Origin of the sequence: Pseudomonas batumici (genome assembly GCF_000820515.1) — a bacterium.
Taxonomy (GTDB): domain Bacteria; phylum Pseudomonadota; class Gammaproteobacteria; order Pseudomonadales; family Pseudomonadaceae; genus Aquipseudomonas; species Aquipseudomonas batumici.
Genome location: NZ_JXDG01000016.1, coordinates 37,654 through 56,102 on the forward strand (window position 1 = coordinate 37,654; position 18,449 = coordinate 56,102).

Genomic DNA, 18,449 nt, shown 5'->3' on the forward strand with positions numbered 1-18,449 from the left:
GCCCCTAGCGATGGAGCCTACATCCCATGTCCCGCGTACTCATCATCGAAAGCAGCGCCCGTCAGCAAGACTCGGTTTCCCGCCAGTTGACCCAGCAGTTCATCGGTCAATGGCAAGCCGCCCACCCGGCCGACCCGATCACCGTCCGTGACCTGGCGACCGATCCGGTCCCTCACCTGGACAGCCACCTGCTGGGCGGCTGGATGAAGCCCGCCGAGCAGCGCACGGATATCGAGAAGGCCTCGCTGGAACGCTCCAACCAGTTGACCGACGAGTTGCTGGCGGCGGACGTGCTGGTGCTGGCCGCGCCGATGTACAACTTTGCGATCCCGAGCACCCTCAAGGCCTGGCTCGACCATGTGCTGCGTGCCGGCCTGACCTTCAAGTACACCGACACCGGTCCGCAGGGGCTGCTGGTCGGCAAGCGAGCCTATGTCCTGACCGCCCGTGGCGGGTTGTATGCCGGTGGCACCAACGATCATCAGGAACCCTACCTGCGCCAGGTGCTGGCATTCATCGGTATCCACGACGTCACCTTCATTCACGCCGAAGGCCTGAACATGGGTGGTGACTTCCAGGAAAAAGGCCTGAACCAGGCCAAGGCCCGGCTGGCACAGGTGGCTTGAGGACTTAATGTTCAGCTAATCGCCGGTTGTTTTAGTGTCGCCAGCGATATAGCTGTTCAAGCAGTCCCTTCAAGTTGTTCGCGCATCGAACCTCCCTTTGCACTGGTTGCTCCCTGAGTGCATGCAACCCGATCCGGCCGCCTGGCCCGATCGGGTTTTTTTTGTCCCTGGATTCCTTGTACGGCGCAAAGCCGCTAAGGTCGCGCCCATTCATTTAACGGCAGCACAATTGTTCAGGCCGAATAGGACGCGGGTGAGGCATTCATGGGTTATCTACTTTTCGTCACGCTGCTCCAGGCGTTTTCCTTCAGCCTGATCGGTGAGTACCTGGCCGGTCATGTCGACAGTTACTTCGCCGTGCTGGTGCGGGTCTTGCTGGCCGGCCTGGTGTTCATTCCATTGACCCGCTGGCGCCAGGTGGAGCCGGCATTCATGCGCGGCATGCTGCTGATCGGTGCCTTGCAGTTCGGCGTCACCTACGTGTGCCTGTACCTGAGCTTCCGGGTACTGACGGTGCCGGAAGTGCTGTTGTTCACCATCCTCACGCCCCTGCACGTGACTCTGATCGAAGATGCCCTGAACCGGCGCTTCAATCCCTGGGCCTTGTTGGCGGCATTGGTGGCGGTGGCCGGTGCGGCGGTGATCCGCTACGACCGGATCAATCCGGATTTCCTCATGGGCTTCCTGCTGCTGCAACTGGCCAACTTCACCTATGCCGCCGGGCAAGTGCTCTACAAGCACCTGGTGGCGCGTCACCCCAGCGACCTGCCGCATTACCGGCGTTTCGGCTATTTCTACCTGGGCGCGTTGGCGGTGGCGTTGCCGGCGTTCCTGTTGTTCGGCAAGGCCAACTACCTGCCCGAGGCCCCATTGCAATGGGGCGTGCTGCTGTTCCTCGGGCTGGTGAGCACGGCGTTGGGTCTGTACTGGTGGAACAAGGGCGCGTGCCTGGTCAATGGCGGCACGCTGGCGGTGATGAACAACCTGCATGTGCCGGTGGGATTACTGATCAACCTGCTGATCTGGAACCAGCATGAGCCGCTGGGGCGGTTGTTCTTCGGTGGCTCGGTGATTCTTGCGGCGGTGTGGATCAGTCGCTTGGGCGCGCGTCCGCTCAAGGCGGTGCGCGCTTAGATATCCAGAAGGCCGAATAGGCCCGGCCGGCGCTGTACGCAACGACGATCCTGGGCTAGCGTTCAGTGAGTCAAAAGGCTGGAAGGAGTTCTTTAGACTCAGGCAAGGTGGCCATCAACAATCGATGAGTAGTTCAGCCTCTCCTTAATGCACACACAATTTTGTGAGGCAATGGGATATGCACAAGCGCATCATCTATAGCGTTTTTGGTGTGGCGGCTGCAGGCGTTGTATTGTTCGGCGTTTACGCTTGGCATCCAGAAATTGCCCCCCTCGCGCCCGGGGCCAAGCCTCCATTCTCTCAGGCAGACATTGCGCGCGGCAAAATCATGGCCGCTGCCGGTTACTGCAGTACCTGCCACACCCCCCCGGGTGGTCTGGAGTATGGCGGTAACTATCAGATGAACACCCCGTTCGGGGTCATCTACTCCAGCAATATCACCCCGGATCCTGATACCGGTATCGGTCGCTGGTCGGAAGAGGCGTTTATCCGCGCCATGCGTACCGGCGTCAGCCGCGATGGCCATCATCTGCTGCCGGCGTTCCCGTTCGAGCACTTCAATAAAATGACGGATGACGATATCAAGGCGATCTACGCCTATCTCATGTCATCCGTGCCCGCGGTCAATCAGCAGAAGAAAGAAAACGGAATTGCGTTCCCGCTCAACCTCCGCTTTCTGCAGGCCGGCTGGAAACTGTTGTTTGCCAATACCACCCCATTTGAAAAGCACAGCGACAAGTCTGACGAATGGAACCGCGGGGCTTACCTGGCACAGGGCATCGCCCACTGCGGCGCCTGCCATACGCCGCGTAACGCACTGGGCGGCGAAAAATACAGCCAGATGTACGAAGGCGCACTGATTGACGGCTGGATTGCGCCGTCGCTGACCCGCAGCAGCACCTCGCCGCTGCATTGGCGAGCGCAGGATTTTTATGAATACCTGCGTACCGGTAACTCACCGTACCACGGCGCCGCCGCGGGCCCGATGGCACCGGTGGTGCATCATGGTCTGGCCGCTTTGCCTGACGCCGATCTCAAGGCGCTGAGCGTTTATTTTGGCGAGTTGGCGGGCAGCAACAGCGATGATCCAGCGGCCGCTCCCAAACTCCAGGCCGCCGTCGACGAGCAGCACAAGATCAAGGATCTGCGGATTGATAACGGTGCCCGGCTGTATACCAGCACCTGTTCTGCCTGCCACTACAGCAGCAGCCAGCAGGTCAAGGGGCGTCCGCTGCTGGCGCTGGGCAGCGCCACCCATCTGGAAGACCCGAGCAACCTGATCAACGTGATACTTGATGGCTTTAGAAGTGATCAAGGGATCAGCGGTGTGGTCATGCCCCAGTTCCGCGATGCGCTCAGTGACGACGACATCACGGCCATTGCCACCTACCTGCGGCAAACGGCAGGTGAACAACCCTGGCCCAACCTGCTGCAAAAGGTGGGTGAGATCCGTCGTCAGCCCCGGTTCGAGCAGTGATTCACGGGAGAAGTGAGCATGGCTAGATTTATTTTGAACAGCAGGCCAGTCGTCGCTGACGTGGACAGTGATACGCCTCTGCTGTGGGTTATTCGCGATGAACTGAACCTGACGGGCACCAAGTTCGGTTGCGGTATCGGTGCCTGTGGTGCCTGTACCGTGCACGTGGGTGGCCGCGCCACCCGTTCCTGTATTACGCCGGTGTCCGCCGTGGAAGGGGCCGCCATTACCACCATCGAAGGTTTGTCCGAGCAAGGCGATCATCCGCTTCAGGTTGCCTGGCAGACACATCAGGTACCGCAGTGCGGTTACTGTCAGTCCGGCCAGATCATGCAGGCTGCGGCGCTGCTGAGCGATTTTCCCGATCCATCCGATGCCGATATCGATGCGGTAATGAGTGGCAACGTCTGCCGCTGCATGACTTACGTGCGTATCCGCGCGGCGATTCATGAAGCGGCGGCAGCCATGAAGCAGGAGGTCAAAAATGAGCCGGCCGTCTAGCTCGCGTGAGCCAACAGGCATGACCCGCCGTGGCTTTCTGGTGGTCATGACCGCGGTGGGTGTCAGTTTTGGTTTCCCCCGCGCCGTGTTGGCGGCCATGGACCCTGCGACGGCCGATGGCACGGCACTGTCGAATGAGGGCGCCCTCTACGAACCTTCACTGTGGTACTCCATCGATGGTGCCGGCAAGGTCAAGGTCAACATCATCCGTTCCGAAATGGGTCAGCATGTGGGGACCTCCATCGCCCGTATTCTTGCGGACGAGTTGGAAGTGCCATGGGACAGTGTGGAAATCGTCCATGTGGACAGCGCCAGGAAATGGGGCCTGATGGTGACCGGTGGCAGCTGGTCGGTGTCCCAGAGCTGGCCGGTTTACCGTCAGGCCGGTGCTGCCGGGCGCACGGCATTGATTGAAGCCGCCGCGAAAAAATGGGGCGTTTCGCCCAATGCGTGTATGGCCCTGGAAGGCATGGTGATTTGCGGAACGCGGAAAGTTTCCTATGGCGAACTGGTCGCCATGGGACTGACCCGGCAGTTCAGCGAAGCAGAACTGAAAGCGCTGCCACTCAAAGCCAATAATGACCTGAAACTGGTGGGTAAACCGGTCACGTCGCTGGATATTGCCAACAAGACCACGGGGCACACGATCTTCGGCATCGACGCCAAAGTGGACGGCATGGTCTACGCCAGCCCGCTGCTGCCGCCCACCCGTTACGGTGCCAAAGTGACCCAACTGGATGATGGGGCCGCCAAGGCGGTGAAAGGTTATCGCCAGACGCTGGTGCTGGATGACCCAAGCGGCACGGTGCCTGGCTGGGTGATGGTACTGGCTGACAGCTACTATGCGGCCCATAAAGCGGCCGGGCTGGTCAAGGTCAAATGGGAGGCCGGCGCGGCTGCCAAGGTGTCTGAAGCGGATGTCATCAATCACGGTCGAGCGCTGCTGAAGGATGCCGCCAAAGGCGCGATTCTGGATACCGGTGACACCAACACCGCACCGGTCTTTGGCAAGGCCGCGTCGACCCTCGAGCAGGAATATCTCACCCAAACCGTACTGCATGCGCAGATGGAACCGCTGAACGCCTTGGTTTTTCGCAACGATGATGGCATCTGGGAGATCCATTCCGGTTGTCAATGGCAGTCACTGACCGCACCGCTGCTGGCCACCGCGCTGGGCGTGAAGGAGGAAGAGCTGACGATCCGCGGCTATATGCTGGGGGGCGGTTTCGGTCGTCGTCTTAACGGTGACTACACGGTACCCGCGGCGCTGGCGTCCAAGGCACTGGGTGGCAAGCCGGTGAAAATGGTCATGGCCCGTGCGCAGGATATGCAGTTCGACAGCCCGCGTTCCGCGTCGGTGCAGCAGTTGAAGATGGCGTTCGATGCCGACAAGGCTGTCATCGCCATGGAACACCATGCGACTGCCGGCTGGCCGACCGAAGTGATGGTTCCGGTATTCATGCCCAAAGGTATCAATGGTCAGCCGTTCGACCCCTTCGCCATTGCCGGTGCCGATCACTGGTACAGCGTGGGCGCCCAGAAGGTCCGCGCGGTATCCAACGACCTGGCCAACGCGTCGTTCCGTCCCGGCTGGCTGCGTTCGGTCAGCGCCGGCTGGACCGGCTGGGCCGTGGAAAGCTTCATGGATGAGGCGGCACACCATGTCGGCAAGGATCCGTTGGCCTTTCGCCTGGCACTGTTGACTGCCGAAGGCCGTAACGCCGGCAGTGGTCCGATCGCCATGGGCGGGGCCTCCCGGCAGGCCGCTGTGCTGAAAAAGGCCGCCACCATGATTGGCTGGGGGACTCAGCAGCCGGAAGGCACGGGGTTGGGTATCGCCTCGACCTTTGGCCAGGAAAGGGATATGCCCACCTGGGTCGCCTGCGCTGTGCAGGTGCGTGTCGACAAGGCCACTGGCCTGGTTGATGTACAGAAGCTCTACATGGTGGTGGATGCCGGTATCATCGTCGATCCCGACGGTGCCGAAGCCCAGTGCCAGGGGGCTGCATTGTGGGGGCTGTCGATGGCGTTGTATGAAGGCACCGAGTTGCTGAACGGTCAGTTCAAGGACTCCAACTTTGATACCTATACGCCGTTGCGTCTGCTCCAGACACCGCCGCAAGTCAAAATCGAGTTTATCCCCAGCAATGCGGCGCCGTCTGGCCTGGGAGAACCCGCTGTAACACCGGTGGCTCCGGCCATTGCCAATGCCATTTTCAATGCGGTGGGTGTGCGTTTACGCAAATTACCGATGACACCGGATGATGTGAAAGCGGCAATCGGCAAGCGCTGATGTCAATAAAGCCCGGTGATCTCACCGGGCTTTCTGCTGATTTATACAAAGAAACTCGGCCTCGGCGCTCGAAACCGTTACCCTATGCCGCTGATATTTTGTATTTCTTCGAGGTAGCACCCGTGTTTTCCGAATTCGCCCTGCACGAACGCCTGCTCAAAGCCGTGGCCGAGCTTAAATTTGTCGAGCCAACGCCGGTGCAGGCCGCGGCTATTCCGCTGGCGTTGCAGGGGCGCGACCTGCGGGTGACGGCACAGACCGGCAGCGGCAAGACTGCCGCGTTCGTCCTGCCGATTCTCAATCGCCTGATCGGCCCGGCCAAGGTCCGCGTGAGCATCAAGACCCTGATCCTGCTGCCGACCCGCGAACTGGCCCAGCAGACCCTCAAGGAAGTCGAACGCTTCTCCCAGTTCACCTTCATCAAGTCCGGCCTGATCACCGGCGGTGAAGACTTCAAGGTCCAGGCCGCCATGCTGCGCAAGGTGCCGGATATCCTGATCGGCACCCCGGGGCGGATGATCGAGCAACTGAACGCCGGTAACCTGGACCTGAAGGAAGTCGAAGTGCTGGTGCTCGACGAAGCCGACCGCATGCTCGACATGGGCTTTGCCGAAGACGTGCAGCGTCTGGTGGACGAATGCCCGAATCGCCAGCAGACCATGCTGTTCTCCGCCACCACCGGCGGTTCCGGCCTGCGCGAGATGATCGCCAAGGTCCTGAACAACCCCGAGCACTTGCAGCTCAATGCGGTCAGCCAGCTGAACGACACCACGCGCCAGCAGATCATCACTGCCGACCACAACCAGCATAAAGAGCAGATCGTCAATTGGTTGCTGGCCAACGAGACCTATCAGAAGGCCATTGTGTTCACCAACACCCGGGCCATGGCCGATCGTATCTACGGCCGCCTGGTGGCCCAGGAATACAAGGCCTTCGTGCTGCACGGCGAGAAGGACCAGAAGGACCGCAAGCTGGCCATCGACCGCCTGAAGCAGGGTGGGGTGAAGGTCCTCGTGGCCACCGACGTCGCCGCCCGCGGCCTGGACGTGGAAGGCCTGGACCTGGTGATCAACTTCGACATGCCCCGCAGCGGCGACGAATACGTGCACCGTATCGGCCGCACCGGGCGTGCCGGTAACGACGGCCTGGCGATCTCGCTGATCTGCCACGGCGACTGGAACCTGATGTCGAGCATCGAGCGCTACCTCAAGCAGAAGTTCGAGCGCCGCACGATCAAGGAAGTCAAAGGTACCTACGGCGGTCCGAAGAAGGTCAAGGCTTCGGGCAAGGCGGTGGGCGTGAAGAAGAAAAAAACCGACGCCAAGGGCGACAAGAAGAAGTCGGCCGCCAAGACGCCGACCAAGCGCAAGAGCGCCAACCGACCGAAGACCGATGCGCCGTCGCTGGTCAGCAAGGACGGCATGGCCCCGCTCAAGCGGCGCAAGCCGGAAGCGCCGGCTGCCGAGTAACCCGCTATTCAGGCTGCGTGAAAACGCAGTGAAGCGGCTGCTCTCATACCCATGCCCCGACTTGTCGGGGCATGGGCGTTTTATGGGGGCACCGCGTTCCTTGTGTGCCTCAATCGGCCTGAACCGTTTTCAGGCACTTGAGCTCGGAGAAGTCCCGGCGCATGTCGTCGATCTTCTTCAGCAGTCGTGCCTGCTGGTCGGCGCTGCTCCCGGCCATCAGGTCCACCAGCAGGCTGCGGGCGGCCTGCTCCGCGCGCTCATGGGCCTGACGGTACTCGCTCGTCCACAGGCTGTCCTGATGTTGCAGCAATTGTTCGATCCGTTGCGGGAAATCCGCGCGTTGGCGCTGTTCGACCGCCGCACTCAATTGCATCTGCCAGTTCGTCCGGTTGGCCACCCATAGACGGTTCTGTTCACCCAGGCTGGCGGACCAGGCGGTGACGCGTCGTTGCTGGCTCAGGGTCAGCGGCCCGAGCCAGCCCTTGAGGCGTTTGCTCATGCGCTCGGCACGCTCGCGGACCTGTTCCTCCAGGGGCTGTGCCACGTATTGCGCCCGATGTTTACGCTGGTCCTCGGCAAAGGCCAGGTTCATCTCGGCCGCCTGTTGATCGCTCAGGCCCCGGAGCAGTTCGACCGCCGAGGGTGTCACCGCCCGCGCCACCTGCGCGATGGCCTGCCGGGCCTCGGCGGTGCGGGCCTGCACGGCGGCATCCGTGACCTGACGGGTTTCGACCATCCGTTGCACACGATCGAGCCAGTCCAGATAGTCCGGCAACTGCGTGCTGCAATGCCAGTGCAGGTGCTCCTTGAGGCGTTCGCGGAACCAGTCTTTCTGTTCGCGGTTCATGTCCACGTAATCGCCGAGGGTCCAGGGGATGATCACATCGAGGTTGCGATAGGCCAGGCTCACCCGGGAGCAGGAGCCGAGTGCCAGGCCCAGGAGCAGCAACGAGAAGAGGGGTGCCAGCCGGTACGACATGGGCGAATCCTGTTGAGGGCATTTCTCCATGGAACGCTGATGAGCCCAGTGGTTCAACCGCGTAATAGTTACCATAGATGACCACGGCGGCTGATGCCGACGCGCGGTGACCTGCACGCGGATCGATCAGCGCGTTTCGTGCAGTGGGTGTCGGAGGAGGGGGCTTCAGCCCTGCGCCTTGAGGTTCAAGGCGCAGAGTGGCTTGGGTGTTGCGAGGGGGGGAATTACTTTTTGCCGAGGCTGATCTGTTTCGAGGGAGCGAAAGTCTGGCCGCTGACGCCCTTGGCAATTTGCTGGATCTCGCCGCCGGATTTCAGGAAAGCGGCAATTTGCTCGTTGATCGAATCGCTGGTCTCAACGGCTGGAGCGGGCTTTGCTTTGCTGGTGGATGCTTTTACTCGCATGGCGGCCATTAACCTGTATAGATATAAACGGGATCGACCATCTTACCTGAAAGGCTTGACAATGGCTTGATAAATATCCAGTGAAACGTCAAGGAGCCATTGGGAGTATCTTCACATGGTCCCTGTTATTGTTGGCTAAGCTACTGTTTTGATTCGTAACAGGGCCTCGATATCTTTCGCGTAAGGGCAGGATTTCAAGGCAGGGCGTAGCCAACGGTCTGACGAACGGACGTGCTTCTGCAGGTAGGCCCTTGAAAATCAAGCCTTGCAGGGGGGGGGCACCCGGCGGCAAGCGCGGTGAAACAGCGCCGCGAAACTCGGGTAGAATGCCGTCCACGTAATGAGGGTATTGGAAATGGCTCTAGTCGGGCGTTATAACAGCTTGCAAGTGGTTAAACACACTAATTTCGGTTTGTATCTGGACGGTGGCGCGGACGGCGAGATTCTCCTGCCCAATCGTTATATCCCCAAGGATATTCCCAGTGAAGATGAAGACTGGCTGAATGTTTTCATTTATCTGGACAGCGCTGACAAGTTGATTGCCACGACGGAAAAACCAAAAGTTCAAGTCGGTGGATTCGCCAGTCTCAAAGTCAAGGAGGTTAACAGTATCGGTGTTTTCCTCGATTGGGGATTGCCCAAGGATCTGTTGTTGCCGTATTCCGAAGAGAAGCGCCAGTTGAGCGCCGGCGACTATTGCGTGGTGCATGTCTATCTCGACAAGCATACCCGTCGCATCACCGCCACGGCCCGCCTGGACCGTTACCTGGACAAGACGCCGGCCAGCTACAAGGTCGGCCAGGAAGTCGACCTGCTGGTGGCCGAAGCGACCGACATGGGCTTCAAGGCGATCATCAACAACAAGCATTGGGGCCTGATTCACAAGAACGAAGTGTTCAAGTTCCTGCGTGCCGGCAAAGAGGAAAAAGGCTTCATCAAGGAAATTCGTGCCGATGGCAAGATCAGCCTGAGCCTGCAACCCGTGGGCGAGGAAGCCTCCGGTAGCCTGAACGCGAAGATCCTCGCCAAGTTGCGTGAGAACAACGGTGTACTGGCAGTCAGCGACAAGAGTGATCCGAGCGTGATCAGTGGTTTGTTCGGCGTCAGTAAGGGCAACTTCAAGAAGGCGATTGGCGCGCTCTACAAGCAAGGGCAGATTGTGATCCATGCCGATCGCATCGAGTTGAGCTGAAACTTTCGTCGCCGAGGCGGGACAGAGTCGCTGTCCTGCCTGCCACACGCCCTGCGAGGCTCAGCGTTGAGCCATGGCCGACGCCGGCACCGAGGGGGTCACCGCCGGCCGCAACAACACCAACCCTGCCAGCAACAGGCCGCTGCCCGCCACGATCAGGGCCGCTTGCAGACCACCACTGAAGTGGCTGCTCAAGGCCGCGAGCAAGGGGCCGCTGAGTTGACCGATGGCGAAACAGGCGGTCAGCAGTCCGGCATTGCGCTGGGTCGTGTGCGGCGCCAGTTCCCGCGAGCGCTGCATGACCAACTGCATGCAGGCCAGGAATGGCGTCCCGCAGAGCATGACTCCCAGAACCAGCCCCAGCCCGCTCGACAACAGGCAAGCGAAGACCCCGGCGGCCTGCAGCCAGAGCGTCAGCATCAGCCAGCGGCGGGTACTCTCGGGGCTGGCGCGACGCAGACTTGCCAGCACCACGCCGAGGGCCGCGAGCAGGCCGAAACCGGGCCAGAACAGGTCGGCCTGCCATTGGCCGTGGAAGCGCGCATTGGCCATCTGCGAGAGAAAGGTTGCCGGAATGATGTAGCCCAGGCCATACAAGGCATAGACCAGGCAAAGATGGCCGATGGGCTGCTGCTCGCTGTCCGCGGCCACGGGGGCGGCGGCAGCGGCGGGCGTGGCGCTCGGAAGGGGCAGGAACGGCAGGATCAGCAGCAACATCAGCAGGCCGACGCCGGCGTACACCAGCCACAGGGTCGACGAGTTCTGTCCCAGCAGGTTCGAGCCCAGTGCCAGCAGGCCGGTGAGCATGATGCCCAGGCCAGGGCCGGCAAACACCTGGGCGCCGAGCCGTGGCCGGCCAGCGGCATGGGCGAGCGGCAGGCTCAGGCTGGTGATCATGACCACGACCCAGGCACTGGCGACCCCGGTGCCGAAGCGCAGCAACCAATGCGACCAGAAACCGTGGGCCCAGAACGACGCCAGGGTCAGCAGCACGCAAAGCCACAGGCCCGCGAGCAGGCGCAGGCGGACTTGTTCCGCGCGCCGGGCGAACATGGCATCCACCGCGCCCAGCAGGTAGCCCAGGTAGTTGGCGGCGGCGATCAGGCCGCCCGCGGTCAGGTCGATCTGGCCTTCGCTGATCAGGTGCGGCAGTTGCGGGGTCAGGGCGAAGCGACCAACCCCCATGGCCATCATCAGGGCAATGAAGCAGGCGGTCAGGCGAATCAGAGGTGACATGGCGTCATTTCCTGGCAGAGGACTATGACCGCTAGGCTAGGATCGATTGACTTTCTTTAAAAATGAATAATAGTGAGTAACTTGTTCATTTTTGGAGATGGTCATGGAGTTCAGCCAATTGCGGATCTTCCAGGCGGTGGCCGAGGAAGGCTCCATCACCCGCGCCGCCGAGCGCCTGCACCGGGTGCCGTCGAACCTGTCCACGCGACTCAAACAGCTTGAGGAGCAGCTGGGCGTCGAACTCTTTCTGCGGGAGCGCCAGCGCCTGCAACTGTCTCCGGCCGGCAAGGTGTTGCTCGATTACTCGAGCCGGTTGTTCGCGCTGCATGACGAGGCCCATGCTGCCGTGCGCGGCGGTCAGCCGGCGGGGGACTTCGTGCTGGGTACCATGTACAGCACCGCGGCGATTTACCTGCCATCGATGCTGGCGCGTTATCACCGCACTTATCCCGAGGTGAACCTGCAGGTGCAGTCCGCGCCCAGCGGCGAACTGCTCGAAGGGCTGGTCTCGGGGCGCCTCGATGCGGCCCTGGTGGATGGCCCGCTGCAGCTGGCCGGGCTCGACGGCATTTCGTTCTGCGATGAAACCCTGGTGCTGATCTGCCCGGCCGATCACCCGCCGGTGCGCAGCGCCCTGGATGTGCAGGGGCAGCCGGTGTTCACCTTTCGCCGTGGCTGTGCCTACCGCCTGCGGCTGGAGGCCTGGTACGGCCACTATCACGCGACCATGGGCCGGGCCATCGAGATCGAATCCTATCCTGGGATGCTCGCCTGTGTGACCGCCGGTTCCGGCGTGGCGATGATGTCCGAATCGATGCTGGCCAGCCTGCCCGGGCGGGAAAGCGTGTCGGTGCATCCGCTGGTCGAACCTTTTGCCAGTGCCAGCACCTGGCTGATGTGGCGCAAGGGCATGGTCGGCGCCAACCTGGCGGCCTGGATCGAGTTGCAGAAAACCACCGTGCTCCCGCCGACGAACAGCACCGAAGGGTTCCGTGCGTCGGCTTGAAGCGTTTTGCCATGATTTATATCGAAGATCCTTGCGCGAGGGACAGCATTGCGTAGGACTTAGGGCTATGATCTGTGTGAAGCGGCTACAGAACTCCGTCGCTCGCATTACCCTGAAGGGGGCTATATGAAAGACAAACTGCAAACTTGGCTCCATGATCTCGGTGTTGCCCTTGGCCTGATCGAACCGCCACTGCAGCCGGTGCCTATTCGCACGGACGATGAGCGCCGTCGTCGTCAGCCGCGTCGGTAAGCGTTTTCAGGGGGTGACGGGGCTTGCGCCGGGGGGCGCTGGCTCGTACACCCTCTGAGCGGGTCACGCGGTCGGCGCAGACGCCGAACCTGGTGTCCCTGGCTCAATGCCGGCCAATCTTCTGCAGGAAACGACTCAAGTCGTTGACCGTGACCGCTTCCTTGAGCAAGCGGTCTTCCTCTTCGGTAAACGCTGTCAGATCAAACTCATCTTCAAGACGGAACATCAGTTCTTCGATGTCCTGTTTATCCAATCCCAGCGTCTGCAAGGTCTGATCGTCGGCGAACGCCTGAGGGGCATCGAGCCGTTGGCTGACGACATCATGCACGCTCTTGCGAATATGGGTTCTTCTCATGCGTCCGGGCTCTTTGGGCAAGGGCGGCGGGACTGCGCCGCAGGGAAAGACTTCTTGTTGTTCGACCCTTTCCTGGGGTATGGCGATAGCTGTCGGGGATGATACCCGCGATCCTTGTACTTACTTGTCAACCAAGAAAGTAGTCGCTGTAGGCCAGTACAGCACAAGTTTCGTGAAGGGCTTGACCGTTCATCTTCCTGGGCGGCGCAAGGGCGTTCGGTGCAGAGGGCGACCGGTAAAAAAAACGGGTGCGACAACCGACGTCGCACCCGCTGAAGTAACCGCGATATCAGATGGCGCCGGCTACGGTGGCCGGGCGCGGGGACAGCAGGCTGACCACGACGAAGCTGATCAGGCCGACGGCCAGGCTGTAGTAGATCGGTGTGTTGGCGTCCAGGCCGTCCTTGATCATGAACGCCAGGGCGGTGATGAAGCCCAGGGTCATGCTGCTGATGGCACCGCTGGTGGTGGCGCGCTTCCAGAAGATGGCGCCGATCAGCGGAATCAGCATGCCGCCCACCAGCAGGTTGTAGGCCAGGGTCAGGGCACTGATCACGTCGCTGACCACCAGGGCGATGCCCAGCACGACGATCCCGGTCAGCAGCGTGAACAGGCGGTTCACCGCCAGGCTCGACTGTTTGCCGCCACGCAGTTTCGGCAGCAGGTCTTCGGTCAGCACGGTAGAGGCGGCCAGCAGGCCGGCGCTGGCGGTGGACATCATGGCCGCCAGGGCCGCGGCGATCACCAGGCCACGAATGCCGTCGGGCAGCGACAGCTTGACGATGGCGGCAAAGGCGTTGTTGACGTTGGCCAGGTCCGGAATCAGCACATGGGCGGCCATGCCGATCAGCGCGCAGGCCAGGCCGTAGGCGATGCAATAGACCCCGGCGACGCTGCCGGCATACTTCGCGACTTTCTCATCCTTGGCGGTGAACACCCGTTGCCAGATGTCCTGGCCGATCAGGATGCCGAAGAAGTAGATCAGGAAGTAGGTGATGATGGTGTCCCAGCCGATGGTGGTGAAGCTGAAGCTGGCGGCCGGCAGCTTGCTCACCAGTTCGTCCCAGCCGCCGACGCGGTAGAGGCAGATCGGCAACAGGATGAACATCAGGCCCACGGTCTTGATGATGAACTGGACGATATCGGTCAGGGTCAGCGACCACATGCCGCCGATGGTCGAGTAGGCCACCACCACACCGCCGCCCAGCAGCACCGAGAGCCAGAACGGCAGGTTGAACAGCACTTGCAGCACGGTACCGATGGCCAGGATCGAGGTCACGCCGATCATCAGCGCGTAGGCCAGCATGATCACCGCGCTGGCCTGGCGGGCCATGGGGTTGTAGCGTTTCTCCAGGACCTGGGTCACGGTGAAGATTTTCAGCTTCAGCAGCGGTTTGGCGAGGAACAGGTTCAGCGCGATGATACCGAACCCGAGGGCCGCGCAGAGCCAGAAGCCGGAAATCCCGTGGACGTAGCCCAGGCGCACGGTGCCGACCGTGGAAGCGCCGCCCAGTACCGTGGCGGCCATGGTGCCCATGTACAGCGTCGGGCCCAGGTTGCGCCCGGCCACCAGGTAGTCTTCGTGGGTCTTGGCCTTGCGCATGCCGTAGTAGCCGAGCACGAGCATGCCAGCGGCATAAATGAGTACAACCAATAAATCCAAAGCCATGACGGCGTGTCTCCGATTATCTTTTTTATGGTGAGCTGTGGTTCAAGCCGCCTGGCGCATTCCAGGCTTCAACGTTTTGCCATCGTGGCTGCGCGCATCCTGCGGTCCATGGGCCTGTACCGTTTCCGGGAACAGGCCGGGCAGGGCCGGGTATATCAGTGAGGCCGGCCCGAGGGTGATCGGCAGGCTGATGTCGATGCCATCGGTCAGGTTGGTGAAGTACAGGCCCTCCAGCGGGCCGGGGATCCAGGCGCCCAGGCCGCTGGGTCGGGCGCCGCGTTCATGGAGATCCTCAGCGGTGGGCGACGCCGGGCAGTACGCAGAGCATCTCGTACAGCAGGTTGGCGCCCAGCAGCGAGGTGTTGCCGGTGGTGTCGTAGGGGGGCGAGACTTCCACCAGGTCGCAGCCGATCAGGTCGAGGCCCTGGCAACCGCGGACGATCTCGATCGCCTGGATGGTGGTCAGGCCGCCGATTTCCGGAGTGCCGGTACCGGGCGCCCAGGCCGGGTCGATGCCGTCGATGTCAAAGCTCAGGTACACCGGGCCGCCGCCGACTTTTTCGCGTACTTCGGCCATCAGGGGCTCGAGGGACTTGTGCCAGCACTCTTCGGCCTGGACCACGCGAAAGCCCTGCTTGCGGCTCCAGTTGAAGTCCTCGGCGGTGTAGCCCTGGGCGCGCAGGCCGATCTGCACCACGCGGTCGCAGTCCAGCAGGCCTTCTTCCACGGCGCGGCGGAAGGTGGTGCCGTGGGCGATTTTCTCGCCGAACATGTGATCGTTGACATCGGCATGGGCGTCGATGTGCACCAGGCCGACCTTGCCGTGCTTCTTGTGGATGGCCCGCAGGATCGGCAGGGTGATGGTGTGGTCGCCGCCCAGGGTCAGCGGGATGACATTGTGTTCGAGGATGGCGTCGTAGGCTTCTTCGATGATGCGCACGGCGTCCAGCAGGTTGAAGGTGTTGATCGCCACGTCGCCGATGTCGGCGACCGACAGCGAGTCGAAGGGCGCGGCGCCGGTGGCCATGTTGTAGGGGCGGATCATCACCGATTCGGCGCGGATTTCCCGCGGGCCGAAACGGGTCCCGGCGCGCAGCGAGGTGCCGATGTCCAGCGGCACGCCGATGAACGCGGCATCGAGGCCGGCGGGCGATTGCAGGTGCGGGAGGCGCATCATGGTGGCGATACCGCCGAAGCGCGGCATTTCGTTACCGCCCAGTGGTTGGTGAAGAATCTTGTCCACGGGTAAGCCTCATCAATTATTTTGGTTATCAGGGGGCGATTCTGCGAAAGGCGCCGGGCGGGAAGAATCGCTGACGGCAAATAGTTAGTTCAGATTTTTCTAAACTAATGGGAAACTGAGGGATAGATTTGTTTCCGGCAATGCAGACCTTGCACAGGAACTCCCATGGCCAACGCTTTACCCGACCTCAAACTATTGCGCATTTTCGTCAGCGTGGTCCGGCACCAGGGCTTTGCCAACGCCCAGCAGGAACTCAATCTCTCGACCTCGGCCATCAGCACCTACATGAGCCAGCTCGAAGCCTCCCTGGGCCTGGTGCTCTGTCATCGTGGACGCGGCGGTTTCAGCCTGACCAGCAAGGGCGAGCTGTTCCACCAGGAAACCCTGCGCCTGCTCGGCGAACTCGAAGGTTTCGAGCAGTACGCCGCCGCCCTCAAGGGGGAGTTGCGCGGTACCTTGAACCTGGGGGTGATCGACTCCACGGTCAGCGAACCGGCGTTGCCGTTGGCCGAGGCCATTGGCGCCTACAGCCAGGAGCACCCGGCGGTGCATTTGCACCTGTCGGTGATGAGCCCCTACGAATTGCAGCTCGGTGTGCAGGACAACCGCCTGGACCTGGCCATCGGCGCTTTCTCCACGCGCATGAGCGGGCTGGTCTACCAGCCGCTGTACCGCGAGCAGCATTGGTTGTATTGCAGCAATCGCCATCCGCTGTACAACGAGCGACGCATCCCGGAACAGGTGATTACCCAGCAACGTATGGTCGGACGCGGTTACTGGAGCCAGGCCGAGCTGGCGCGCCATGGTTTCAAGCACAGTGCGGCGACGGTGGAAAGCATGGAGGCGCAACTGATCCTGGTGCTGTCCGGCGCCTATATCGGCTACCTGCCGGAGCACTACGCGCAACCCTGGGCCGACAAGGGCGACCTGCGGGTGCTGTTGCCGGCGACCTTCGGTTACCAGGCTCCGTTCTCCATGATCCTGCGTCGGGGGCGTAGCCGCGAACCCTTGATCCAGACGTTCCGTGACCTGCTCAAAGCGCAGCTCAACCAGCCCTGATCGGTAGTCATTCAATGTCCAGAGTCCGCTGTGAACGCTGCCTGCGTCCTGAAAACCATTGCCTGTGCGCGCTGATCCCGCAATTGGACAGTCGTACCCGGGTGCTGCTGTTGCAGCACCCCAGCGAGGTCAACCATGCCCTGAACACCGCCCGGTTTGCGGCGCTGGGATTGGCCAACGCCGAGCTGCGGGTCGGTGAAGTCTTCGAGGATCTACCCCGACTGCTGGAGCGACCCGGTTACCAGGCGAAGTTGCTGTTTCCGGCGGACGATGCGCAACCCTTGCAGGCTTATACGGCCGCACCGGGCGACCTGCCGCTGTTGCTGGTGGTACCCGACGGCACCTGGCGCAAGGCGCGCAAGCTGCTCTACCTCAATCCGTTGCTGGCGGCATTGCCACGGGTGACGCTGGGGGAGGGGGCGGTTTCCCGCTACCGATTGCGCAAGGCGCCGGAGGCGGGGGCGCTGTCGACGGTGGAGGCGATTGTCCAGGCGCTGGAAACCCTTGAAGCACCGGCTTCGTTCGCGGCGTTGCTGAGGCCGTTCGAGGCGTTGATCGAAGGGCAGATCCGGGCGATGGGTGAGGAGACTTTCCTGCGCAATCACGAAAAAAATCGCCCGGCAGTGCCGGGCGATTGAACTCACGCGATCAGCCGACTCAGTGATGACGTGGCTTGAGGATCGCCGGTTTCTCGTCCGGGGCGTTGCACAGCAGGTACAGCGCGGTCAGGGCTTCCGGGATCTGCACCACCATGTCGTCCATCAGGTTGGCATCGGAGGCGATATCGGCGAATTCGGGTTGTTCGTCGAACAGGCCGGAACCGACCATGATCGGCAGGAGCATCTCGCTGACTTCTTCCTCGGCGGTTTCGAACCAGGCTTCCTCGCGCAGGAACACGCCTTCCATGAAGCCGATGCACCAGCCGCGCAGTTCGGAATCGTCCGGGTCGTCGCCCAGGTCCAGGTCGCAGGGCAGTTCGAATTCTTCATCGGACGCCAGCTGACGGGCGATATGGGCCTTGAGCTGGATCAGCGTGGCCTCGATCTCTTCGCGCTGGGCGGCGTCGCTGTAGTGCGGCTCCTCGGCGAACAGGGCGTCGATCCATTCACGATCGGGGACGATCTCGGCACAGATCGACAACGCGGTCAGGTAGCCATGGGCGGCCACGTAGTCCAGCGCTTCTTCGTGCAGCTCGTCGGCGTCGAGGAAGGCTTGCAGGCGGGTGAGTTGCTCAGCGAAGGACATTGAAGGCTACCTTGGGAATAAGGGAATAAACGATAGGCAATTCTAGGCGTTCTTGAGCCCCCAGGCCAGCAAGCACTGAATTCCCTTAACCGACCGGCATCGCCCCTTGCCGTCGGACGCTCGGGTATACTGCCGCGCTTTGTGATGCGCGGCGGGTCTTCAGGACGGTTCGGGAAATGCCTGCTTACGGATTTTTTCGTGAAATCGGCGAATCTTGAGCCAACCTTCAGGGCTGTACGAGAACTCGCCGAGCGGCGATCAGGCAAGGCAAAAACAGGCGAGGAAGCGGAGTTTAGTCCACTAAATGAG

At 61.6% G+C, this 18,449-nt stretch carries 18 protein-coding genes; 11 read left to right on the forward strand and 7 right to left on the reverse strand.

Annotation, left to right across the window (positions count from 1 at the left end; genetic code table 11):
- Window positions 1-26: 26 nt before the first annotated feature.
- The 6 genes from UCMB321_RS07975 (at window position 27) to UCMB321_RS08000 (ending at window position 7,500) form a co-directional block, all read left to right on the forward strand.
- Entirely contained in the window at window positions 27-626 is a 600-nt protein-coding gene (locus UCMB321_RS07975; protein ID WP_040065173.1) for an FMN-dependent NADH-azoreductase, read from the forward strand.
- 264 nt (window positions 627-890) lie between these two features.
- Window positions 891-1,760: a carboxylate/amino acid/amine transporter gene (locus tag UCMB321_RS07980; RefSeq protein WP_040065175.1), complete on the forward strand. Its 870-nt coding sequence runs from the start codon at window positions 891-893 to the stop codon at window positions 1,758-1,760.
- Between the two features lie 178 nt (window positions 1,761-1,938).
- Window positions 1,939-3,237: a c-type cytochrome gene (locus UCMB321_RS07985; protein WP_040065177.1), complete on the forward strand. Its 1,299-nt coding sequence runs from the start codon at window positions 1,939-1,941 to the stop codon at window positions 3,235-3,237.
- Between the two features lie 18 nt (window positions 3,238-3,255).
- A complete protein-coding gene (locus UCMB321_RS07990; RefSeq protein WP_040065180.1) occupies window positions 3,256-3,738 on the forward strand; it encodes a (2Fe-2S)-binding protein in 483 nt (160 codons plus the stop codon).
- On the forward strand, window positions 3,722-6,031 hold the full coding sequence (locus UCMB321_RS07995) for a xanthine dehydrogenase family protein molybdopterin-binding subunit (protein ID WP_040065182.1): 2,310 nt from the start codon (window positions 3,722-3,724) through the stop codon (window positions 6,029-6,031). The genes UCMB321_RS07990 and UCMB321_RS07995 overlap by 17 nt, the downstream gene beginning before the upstream one ends.
- A 122-nt stretch (window positions 6,032-6,153) precedes the next feature.
- A complete protein-coding gene (locus tag UCMB321_RS08000; RefSeq protein ID WP_040065183.1) occupies window positions 6,154-7,500 on the forward strand; it encodes a DEAD/DEAH box helicase in 1,347 nt (448 codons plus the stop codon).
- 109 nt (window positions 7,501-7,609) lie between these two features.
- On the opposite strand, the gene UCMB321_RS08005 is transcribed toward UCMB321_RS08000, so the two are convergent.
- Both UCMB321_RS08005 and UCMB321_RS08010 read right to left on the reverse strand, forming a co-directional pair.
- A complete protein-coding gene (locus tag UCMB321_RS08005; RefSeq protein WP_040065189.1) occupies window positions 7,610-8,479 on the reverse strand; it encodes a DUF6279 family lipoprotein in 870 nt (289 codons plus the stop codon).
- Between the two features lie 224 nt (window positions 8,480-8,703).
- Window positions 8,704-8,892, reverse strand: a complete 189-nt coding sequence (locus tag UCMB321_RS08010) for a hypothetical protein (RefSeq protein ID WP_209437143.1) — start codon at window positions 8,890-8,892, stop codon at window positions 8,704-8,706.
- A 346-nt stretch (window positions 8,893-9,238) separates the two neighbouring features.
- On the opposite strand from UCMB321_RS08010, the gene UCMB321_RS08015 reads away from it, so the two are divergent.
- A complete protein-coding gene (locus UCMB321_RS08015; RefSeq protein WP_040065191.1) occupies window positions 9,239-10,075 on the forward strand; it encodes a CvfB family protein in 837 nt (278 codons plus the stop codon).
- Between the two features lie 60 nt (window positions 10,076-10,135).
- Here the strand turns inward: UCMB321_RS08015 and UCMB321_RS08020 are convergent, their stop codons facing one another.
- On the reverse strand, window positions 10,136-11,311 hold the full coding sequence (locus UCMB321_RS08020) for a YbfB/YjiJ family MFS transporter (RefSeq protein WP_040065193.1): 1,176 nt from the start codon (window positions 11,309-11,311) through the stop codon (window positions 10,136-10,138).
- Between the two features lie 103 nt (window positions 11,312-11,414).
- Between UCMB321_RS08020 and ptrR the strand changes: the two genes are divergently transcribed.
- Window positions 11,415-12,317, forward strand: a complete 903-nt coding sequence (gene ptrR, locus UCMB321_RS08025; protein WP_040065212.1) for a putrescine utilization regulator PtrR — start codon at window positions 11,415-11,417, stop codon at window positions 12,315-12,317.
- Window positions 12,318-12,443: 126 nt separating this feature from the next.
- On the forward strand, window positions 12,444-12,569 hold the full coding sequence (locus UCMB321_RS31590; RefSeq protein WP_017124508.1) for a PA1414 family protein: 126 nt from the start codon (window positions 12,444-12,446) through the stop codon (window positions 12,567-12,569).
- Between the two features lie 103 nt (window positions 12,570-12,672).
- Here UCMB321_RS31590 and UCMB321_RS08030 read toward each other — a convergent pair whose 3' ends face one another.
- The 3 genes from UCMB321_RS08030 to speB all read right to left on the reverse strand — a co-directional run bounded on the left by UCMB321_RS08030 (window position 12,673) and on the right by speB (window position 15,836).
- Complete coding sequence (locus tag UCMB321_RS08030) at window positions 12,673-12,924, reverse strand: acyl carrier protein (protein ID WP_040065194.1); 252 nt, start codon at window positions 12,922-12,924, stop codon at window positions 12,673-12,675.
- Window positions 12,925-13,213: 289 nt separating this feature from the next.
- The gene (locus tag UCMB321_RS08035) at window positions 13,214-14,593 is read right to left on the reverse strand and encodes a sodium:solute symporter family protein (RefSeq protein WP_040065196.1); all 1,380 of its coding nucleotides are present in this window, start codon (window positions 14,591-14,593) and stop codon (window positions 13,214-13,216) included.
- A 292-nt stretch (window positions 14,594-14,885) separates the two neighbouring features.
- Complete coding sequence (speB, locus tag UCMB321_RS08040; RefSeq protein WP_040065198.1) at window positions 14,886-15,836, reverse strand: agmatinase; 951 nt, start codon at window positions 15,834-15,836, stop codon at window positions 14,886-14,888.
- A gap of 165 nt (window positions 15,837-16,001) precedes the next feature.
- Here speB and UCMB321_RS08045 point away from each other — a divergent pair, with 165 nt between their 5' ends.
- Complete coding sequence (locus UCMB321_RS08045) at window positions 16,002-16,895, forward strand: LysR family transcriptional regulator (protein ID WP_040065200.1); 894 nt, start codon at window positions 16,002-16,004, stop codon at window positions 16,893-16,895.
- Window positions 16,896-16,909: 14 nt separating this feature from the next.
- Window positions 16,910-17,533 (forward strand): tRNA-uridine aminocarboxypropyltransferase, encoded by a 624-nt coding sequence (locus UCMB321_RS08050; RefSeq protein ID WP_040065202.1) that lies wholly within the window; start codon window positions 16,910-16,912, stop codon window positions 17,531-17,533.
- Between the two features lie 19 nt (window positions 17,534-17,552).
- On the opposite strand, the gene UCMB321_RS08055 is transcribed toward UCMB321_RS08050, so the two are convergent.
- On the reverse strand, window positions 17,553-18,140 hold the full coding sequence (locus UCMB321_RS08055; protein WP_040065204.1) for a UPF0149 family protein: 588 nt from the start codon (window positions 18,138-18,140) through the stop codon (window positions 17,553-17,555).
- Between the last annotated feature and the right edge of the window lie 309 nt (window positions 18,141-18,449).